Raw genomic sequence first — 550 nt, forward strand, 5'->3', positions numbered from 1 at the left:
CTCCGCCAGCAGTTTCGTGACGGCGTGCGGCTCGATTCCGTCGTTCGGAAGGTTGCCGCCCAGCATCTGCCGCAGCTCGTCGCCCGTTGCCGTCGCACACACCGGGCGGGCATCGAGTGATGCGAACCATGCGGCGGCATGGCGCTCAGTGTGCTGCAAGAGACTCGAAATCTGCTCACGCATCTTCATTGCCTGACGTGCTCCCAACACGAATCCTCGGTCCTGGCCGCATCCAACGCCAGCGATCTATACCGATGGTAGACGGTCTTGCGTCTAAGCAGAATTTGTTCTGTGGAGACTCAGCGCCATGTGCCAGTTCGCGTGGTTGCCTGGATCAAGCCTTATTTGACATGGTAGGGCGCGCTCGCCGAGCGCGCCGCCCGCTAGAACTCTTGAGGCGCCGAAACTTGACCTGTTGGGTCAAGTTTCTGGCGCGTCTAGCGCTGAACACGAAGTTGTGCGTGACGTCGAAATCGGACACCGCATGCTCGGCGTCAAGGTTTTTCGGATTCTGAATGGTTCCGCCAATGTCGCTGCTCACATCGTCCAT

1 protein-coding gene is annotated in these 550 nt (G+C 59.5%); it reads right to left on the reverse strand.

What is annotated here, in order from left to right; genetic code table 11:
- On the reverse strand, positions 1-189 hold a 189-nt coding region (locus tag GEV06_28790; protein ID MPZ21841.1), incomplete at its 3' end, for a hypothetical protein.
- Positions 190-550: the final 361 nt, after the last annotated feature.

The sequence above is a fragment of the Luteitalea sp. genome, from assembly GCA_009377605.1.
Lineage (GTDB): Bacteria > Acidobacteriota > Vicinamibacteria > Vicinamibacterales > Vicinamibacteraceae > WHTT01.